The sequence below is a fragment of the Dietzia sp. Cai40 genome, from assembly GCF_014145165.1.
Taxonomy (GTDB): domain Bacteria; phylum Actinomycetota; class Actinomycetes; order Mycobacteriales; family Mycobacteriaceae; genus Dietzia; species Dietzia natronolimnaea.
On the sequence record NZ_JAALEB010000150.1, the window covers coordinates 1 to 6,605 of the forward strand.

The window sequence follows — 6,605 nt, forward strand, 5'->3', positions numbered from 1 at the left end:
GCAGGCCAGCCACGCCACTTGTTCAGCAGTCTCCTAGGCCGAACCCTGCTGGTCCGGACCGCCCCCGAACTCCCGCCCGGTCCCGCGCCCGAGGAGGTCGAAGGCCTCGTCGAGGTAGACGGTCGGGTCGTGCTCCGCTGCGTCGCGGCCCGGTTCTCCCGCGAGCGGCTGGTGCCTGAGCACCGACGCCCCGGCCGCCAGCCCCAGGTCCACGAGCACGCGGACCCGGAACACGCTCAGGTGGGGCGCCCGGCGGCCGACCGCCTCGTACAACGGGTCGAGGATGCTCTCGGCACAGGGACGCTCCTCGTTGCCCATCAGCAACATGACCTGTTCGCCGACCACGAGGAGGTTCTCCGCCGCGACGATGTCGTCCTCCGAGCGGCCGTAGGACTCCCGGAAGATCGAGCGCAGGACGTCGAGCGGCGACATCCCCGCCGGCGCCTGGTCGACCCTCCGGACCCATTCGGCGACCTGCTCGCGGAGGAAGTGGACGAACGCGTCCTCGCGGTGGGCGAAGTAGTTGTGGAAGGTGCGGGTGGAGACCCCGGCCCGGTCGGCGATGGCCGAGACCGTCGCCCCCTCCGCGCCCTCGGCCACCAGGAGCTCGACCGCGGCCACCGAGAGGCGGGTGAGGGTGTCGGCCTTCTTGCGCTCCCGGAGGCTAGCCATCTGTCCGCGTCCCGGTACCACCGCCACCGTCCGGGTCGGCGTGGCCGCCGGGCGCCTCGTGCCGGCCCGCCCCCGGGGACTGCTCGGCGACGGTGTCGGCCGAGTGTCGGCCGCCGACGAGTGCCGATTCGCGGTGGGCGCCGCCGTCGGTGTCCTCGCCGTCCGTGGCGGTGCTCGTCCCCTGCTGGGCGGACTCCTCCGCGGTCTCCAGCGCCGACCCCTCGACGTCGACGGTGGGGAGGAGCCTGTCCAGCCACCGGGGCAGGCCCCAGGCCCGCTCGCCGAGGAGGAACATCACGGCCGGGATGATGGTCATGCGCACCACGAACGCGTCGAACAGCACCGCGATCGCCAGCGCGAAGCCCATCACCTTGATGAACTGCTCGTCGATCGTCATGAAGGCGGCGAAGACGCTGATCATGATCAACGCGGCGGCGGTGACGACGCGGGCCCCGTGTTTGAAGCCGTTGGCGACCGCGTTGTGTGCGGTCTTGCCGTGCACCCACCCCTCGCGCATCCTCGTGACCAGGAACACCTGGTAGTCCATCGCCAGACCGAACACGATGCCGATGAGCATGATCGGCAGGAAGCTGATGACGGGTTGCGGATCGGAGATGATCCCGCCCCAGCCCTCCTGCCAGATCGCCACGGTGACGCCGAAGGTCGCCGCGACCGAGAGGCCGAAGCCCAGCGCCGCGATCAGCGGCACCCAGATCGACCGGAACACCAGCATGAGCAGGATGAACGCGAGCGCCAGCACGATGGCGATGTACGGCAGCAGCACCTCGGTGAGTCGTTCGGAGATGTCCTCGTAGATCGGGGTGACGCCGGTGACGGAGTAGGTGCCCCCGGTCTCCTGTTCGAAGGCCGCGACCCCGGACCTGATCTCCGCGAGCACGTCCGCGGCCCGCTCGTCGGTCGCACCGTACTCGGGCGTGACGAGGAGTTGGGCGGCGTCACCCGACTCGTTGGTCTCGATGATCTGCGCGTTCTGCACTCCGTCGAGCGCCTGGATGTCCGCCGCGGCGGTGGCCCACGCGGCCGGACGCTCCTCCTCCGCGACATCGAGCGTGTCCACGAAGGCGATCATGGGGGCGTTGCGACCGGGACCGAACGCCTCGTCGGTCATGTCGTAGGCCACGCGGTTCGGGGTGTCCGGGGCCATCGTGCCGTCGGACGGCATGGCCAGTCGCAGCTGCACGGCCGGCAGGGCCAGCAGGACGAGCAGCAGGACACCGGCGGTCGCGAAGAACACGGGACGGGCGCGGATGCGGCGCACCCACGTCAGGCCCATCGTCGGCTTCTCGTCCTCCGGGTCGGGCGCCTTGACGCCCTTGACGCGGGCCGCGAAGAGCCTGGTCCCGACGGCACCGAGGATGGCGGGCAGCAGCGTGATGGCGACCAGGACCGCGATCGCGACGGTCGCCGCGGCGGACAGCGCCATCGCGGTGAGGAACGGGATGTTGATGATCGACAGGGCCGCGAGGGCGACGAGCACGGTGAGTCCGGCGAAGACGACGGCGGAGCCGGCCTTGCCGACCGCCAACCCGGCGAGGTGCGCGCGCTGCCTGGCGTCGATGGTCTTGAGCTTCTCCGCGAGTTCGGCCGGCTCGAGGTCGTTCCCCCCGATGTGTTTGACCAGCTCGGTGCGGAACCGGGAGACGATGAACAGCGCGTAGTCGATGCCCACGGCGAGACCGATCATGGACGCCAGGGTCGGCGTCATGGTGTTGATCGTGTCCGTGAAGGCGGTGGCCGCGAAGATGCCCGCGATGCCGATCCCGACGCCGATGATCCCGGTGAGCAGCGGCATCCCCGCGGCGATCAGCGAACCGAAGGTGACGAGGAGGATCACCGCCGCCACCGCGATGCCGATGAGCTCGCCGATGGCGCTGATCTCGGACATCTGGAAGGCGTTCCCGGAGTACGCGATGGTCAGGTCGCCCTCGTGCCCGGCCACGACGTCCGCGAAGGCGTCGCGGTCCTCGGCGTCGATGTCCATGGTCGTCTCGGCCGCGAACAGGACCTGGACGGTGCCGGTCGTCTCGTCAGCGCTGAGCGGGCTCAGGGCCGCGATGTCGGCCTCGATCTGCTCCTGCGGGATCTCCTGGGCGGCCTTGGCCTCGGTCAGCTGCTGGGACAGCCCCTCGGCGGCGATCACCGGGTTGACGATCGCGTCGGTGTCGGCGAGGAAGTCCAGCTCCCGCACCTGTGCGAGGAATGCGTCGACGTCCTCCGTCACCGCCGGATCGGTGAGGGTGCTGCCCTCCGGGGCGCGGATGACCACTGTCCCCGTGGGGGCGTCGAGTTGGTCCCCCGCCCCGGCGAACCGCTCCTGCATCTCCTCCTGGGTCTCGATCGACTCCAGGCCCGGGATCGAGAAGGTGGTGCTGGTCTGCTGCGACATCGTGGCCGCGGCGGTGCCGACGCCGACGATCAACAGCATCCAGGCCGCGATGAACCGCCACCTGAACAGATAGGCGGACCGCCCGATGCGGTAGAGGAATGACGCCATGCGCTGGCTCCTGGTGCGTAGGTGCGGGAAGCGGAACCCTCGCAGTTTTGCACGAGTGCTGCACCATTGCACAGCCTGCGCAACCACGTGTGGCGAACGCCACCCTGCCCGGATGCGCCGCCCGCCTTGTCGATACCCCCCTGGGTATGTACAGTCGTGGCACACCCCTCGCAGGGAACACCGACCGACAAGGAGAGCACCATGCTTCTCGAACGCATCTACGACGAGGACCTCGCCCAGGCCGGCTACTTCATCGGCTGCCAGGCCAAGGGGGAGGCCGTGGTGGTCGACGCCCGCCGCGACATCCGCGAGTACCTGGACCTGGCCGCTCGTCACGGCATGACCATCACCGCGGTCACCGAGACCCACATCCACGCCGACTACCTGTCCGGGACCCGTGAGCTGGCGGAGGCCACCGGGGCGACCGTCTATGTTTCCGGTGAGGGTGGCGAGGACTGGCAGTACGGTTTCGCCGCGGAGCGCCTGCATCATGGTGACCAGGTGAAGCTGGGCAACATCACCGTCGAGGCCGTGCACACGCCGGGTCATACGCCGGAGCACCTGTCGTTCCTCATCACCGACGGCGCGTTCGCCGATGCTCCCGGGTACATGTTGACCGGTGACTTCGTGTTCTCCGGTGACCTGGGCCGGCCGGATCTGCTGGATGAGGCGGCGGGCGGGGTGGACACCCGTTTCGTCGGCGCCACGCAGATCTTCCGCAGCCTCAAGGAGTCGTTCGTCACGCTGCCGGATCATGTCCAGGTCTTCCCGGGCCATGGTTCGGGCAGCGCCTGCGGCAAGGCGTTGGGCGCGCTTCCGTCGACCAGCGTCGGGTACGAGCGTCGATACGCGTGGTGGGCGGGGTACGTCGAGCGTGACGACGAGCAGGGCTTCGTCGATGAGCTGCTCGACGGTCAGCCGGACGCGCACGCGTACTTCGGGCGGATGAAGCGGCAGAACCGGCAGGGTCCGGACGTCCTCGGACCGCTGGCCCCGCTGCGCCGTTGCGAGTCCGCGGAGGTGGCCGACGCCCTCGAGACGAACGAGGTCGTCGTCGTCGACACCCGCGGCCAGGACGAGGTCCACGCGGGCACCGTCCCCGGCTCGCTCAACATCCCCGGCGTCGACAAGGCCGCCTCCTTCGGCGCCTGGGTCTACGACCCCGAGAAGGAGGACACGCCCCTGGTGGTCCTGGCCGAGGACGTCGAGATGGCCGAGGCGTTCCGGGATCACCTGCTACGGGTCGGCATCGACACCGTCACCGGCTACACCACCGGCCTCGAGTGTCTGCCCATGACGACCCCCGAGATGATCGGGCCCGACGAGCTGGACGCGTTCGACGCCGCCATGGTCCTGGACGTGCGGAACAAGACCGAGCACGCCGAGGGGCACATCCCGGGCTCCGAGCAGCTCAGCGGCGGCCGACTCCTTTGGAACCTCGACCGGCTCCCGACCGACGGGCCGATCGTGACGTACTGCCAGAGCGGCGTCCGCAACTCGGTCGCGGCCAGCGCCCTGCGCCGCGCCGGCTACCACGTGGTCGAGCTCGAGGGCAGCTACGTCGCCTGGTCCGAGCGCACCCTCGTCTCCGCCTGAGCGGACCCACCGCACACCCCGGGGGCCGGACCACCCGTCCGGCCCCCGGCCCCGCGGCGACCCGCCGCCACTCCGACTCCCCACACGAAAGGGCTGACACCACCCATGCTCTCCAGCCTCACCCACGCCCCGACCATCGCCCCGGCCGACCTGCGCGATGCGATGGACTCGGACACCCCGCCCACCGTCATCGACGTGCGATCCGGCGCCGAGTACTCCTCGGTCCACATCCGCGGCTCCTATAACGTGCCGCTGCCCCTGCTCGCCGAGCACGGGGACGAGTTCGCCTCCCGCCTTCCCGGGCAGGTCGTGCTGATCTGCCAGTCGGGCAACCGCGCCCGCCAGGCCAACCAGCGTCTGGAGTCCGTGGGCGTGGACCCCGACTCGGTCACCGTCCTGGACGGCGGAATCGCCGGCTACGAGGCCGCCGGCGGTGAGGTCGTCCGCGGCAAGGGCGCCTGGGCGATGGACCGGCAGGTCCGGATGGTCGCCGGTTCGCTCGTCCTGGTCGGCGTCACCGCCTCCAAGATCGTCTCCCCGAAGTTCGCCTACCTCGCCGGCGCCATCGGGGCCGGGCTGACCTATTCCGCGGCGAGCAACTCCTGCGCCATGGCCGCGGGCCTGGCCAAGATGCCGTGGAACCGCTCGGCCGACGAGCCCGGCCTGGGCACCGTCCTGGACTCGCTGCCCACCCGCTCCTGACCCACCCCACCCACACCGGCGCCCCCGCCGGAGAAAGGCACCTGCCATGGAGATCACCGTGATCATCGTCGTGGCGCTGGCCGTCCTGGTCGGCCTGTCACTGGGCCTGCTCGGCGGGGGCGGGTCCATCCTGGTCGTGCCGCTGCTGACCTACATCGGCGGACTCGACCCCAAGCAGGCCATCGCCACCTCCCTGTTCGTCGTCGGTGCGACCTCGCTGGTGAGCCTGTTCGGCCACGCCCGCAAAGGCAACGTCCAGTGGCGCACCGGCCTGATCTTCGGCGCCGCAGGCATGGTCGGCGCATTCGGCGGCGGAATGGCCGGCGGCTACATCCCCGGCACCGTCCTGATGGTCGCCTTCGCGATCATGATGATCGCCACCGCCGGGGCGATGATCCGCGGCCGCAAGGACCGCGACGGGCAGAGCAACGACCACCACCACCCACTGTGGCGGATCCTGCTCGACGGCCTCGTCGTGGGCGCCGCGACCGGACTGGTCGGCGCCGGCGGCGGCTTCCTCGTCGTCCCGGCCCTCGTGCTCCTGGCGGGCCTACCGATGACCGCCGCGGTGGGCACCTCCCTGCTGGTCATCGCCATGAAATCCTTCGCCGGACTCGGCGGCTACCTCACCTCGGTCAGCCTGGACTGGCCACTGGTCGCCGCCGTCACCGCCGCCGCGATCGCCGGCTCCTTCGTCGGCATCCGCCTCACCTCCGTCGTCCCGGAGAAGGCCCTGAGAAAGGGCTTCGGCTACTTCGTCCTACTCATGGGCGCCTTCGTCCTGTCCCAGGAACTACCCTTCCCCGCCGCACCGATCATCCTCGGCACTGTGGCCGTCCTGGGCACTGCCGCGGCGACCTGCCTCCTCGCCGCCAAGGACCGCTGCCCGCTGAGATCCGCCACTCCGATCGCCGCGCGGGCCTCGTGACGCGGAGCTGAACGATCACATATATCTTACATTGCAACACGGAAGGGGGGAACCCTTTGGACGACCGCGCGGTCGGGACGCGCCGACTGGCAAGATAGGGTTGCCTAACTTAAGGAGGCCCCCGTGGCAGATGAGCGCAAGAGCCCCACCCCGACCACCCTCACCGTGCTGCGCACCGAGACGGTGAGCGCC

The 6,605-nt window shown here is 70.1% G+C and carries 5 protein-coding genes; 3 read left to right on the forward strand and 2 right to left on the reverse strand.

Going from position 1 to position 6,605, the window contains the following annotated elements; translation table 11 throughout:
- Positions 1 to 33: 33 nt before the first annotated feature.
- Together G6022_RS06485 and G6022_RS06490 are read right to left on the reverse strand one after the other, a co-directional pair.
- Positions 34 to 672: a TetR/AcrR family transcriptional regulator gene (locus G6022_RS06485; RefSeq protein ID WP_179523771.1), complete on the reverse strand. Its 639-nt coding sequence runs from the start codon at positions 670 to 672 to the stop codon at positions 34 to 36.
- Entirely contained in the window at positions 665 to 3,187 is a 2,523-nt protein-coding gene (locus G6022_RS06490; protein WP_182639236.1) for an MMPL family transporter, read from the reverse strand. The genes G6022_RS06485 and G6022_RS06490 overlap by 8 nt, the downstream gene beginning before the upstream one ends.
- Before the next feature lie 201 nt (positions 3,188 to 3,388).
- On the opposite strand from G6022_RS06490, the gene G6022_RS06495 reads away from it, so the two are divergent.
- The 3 genes from G6022_RS06495 to G6022_RS06505 all read left to right on the forward strand — a co-directional run bounded on the left by G6022_RS06495 (position 3,389) and on the right by G6022_RS06505 (position 6,413).
- On the forward strand, positions 3,389 to 4,783 hold the full coding sequence (locus G6022_RS06495) for an MBL fold metallo-hydrolase (RefSeq protein WP_182639237.1): 1,395 nt from the start codon (positions 3,389 to 3,391) through the stop codon (positions 4,781 to 4,783).
- A 105-nt stretch (positions 4,784 to 4,888) separates the two neighbouring features.
- On the forward strand, positions 4,889 to 5,485 hold the full coding sequence (locus G6022_RS06500) for a rhodanese-like domain-containing protein (RefSeq protein ID WP_182618294.1): 597 nt from the start codon (positions 4,889 to 4,891) through the stop codon (positions 5,483 to 5,485).
- A 46-nt stretch (positions 5,486 to 5,531) separates the two neighbouring features.
- Complete coding sequence (locus tag G6022_RS06505) at positions 5,532 to 6,413, forward strand: sulfite exporter TauE/SafE family protein (protein WP_182639238.1); 882 nt, start codon at positions 5,532 to 5,534, stop codon at positions 6,411 to 6,413.
- Positions 6,414 to 6,605 lie beyond the last annotated feature (192 nt).

What these genes read in the sequence shown, in the direction of transcription:
- G6022_RS06485 (WP_179523771.1), bottom strand. Translation starts at nt 672, where the DNA reads ATGGCTAGCCTCCGGGAGCGCAAGAAGGCCGACACCCTCACCCGCCTC.
- G6022_RS06490 (WP_182639236.1), bottom strand. Translation starts at nt 3,187, where the DNA reads ATGGCGTCATTCCTCTACCGCATCGGGCGGTCCGCCTATCTGTTCAGG.
- G6022_RS06505 (WP_182639238.1), top strand. Translation starts at nt 5,532, where the DNA reads ATGGAGATCACCGTGATCATCGTCGTGGCGCTGGCCGTCCTGGTCGGC.
- G6022_RS06495 (WP_182639237.1), top strand. Translation starts at nt 3,389, where the DNA reads ATGCTTCTCGAACGCATCTACGACGAGGACCTCGCCCAGGCCGGCTAC.
- G6022_RS06500 (WP_182618294.1), top strand. Translation starts at nt 4,889, where the DNA reads ATGCTCTCCAGCCTCACCCACGCCCCGACCATCGCCCCGGCCGACCTG.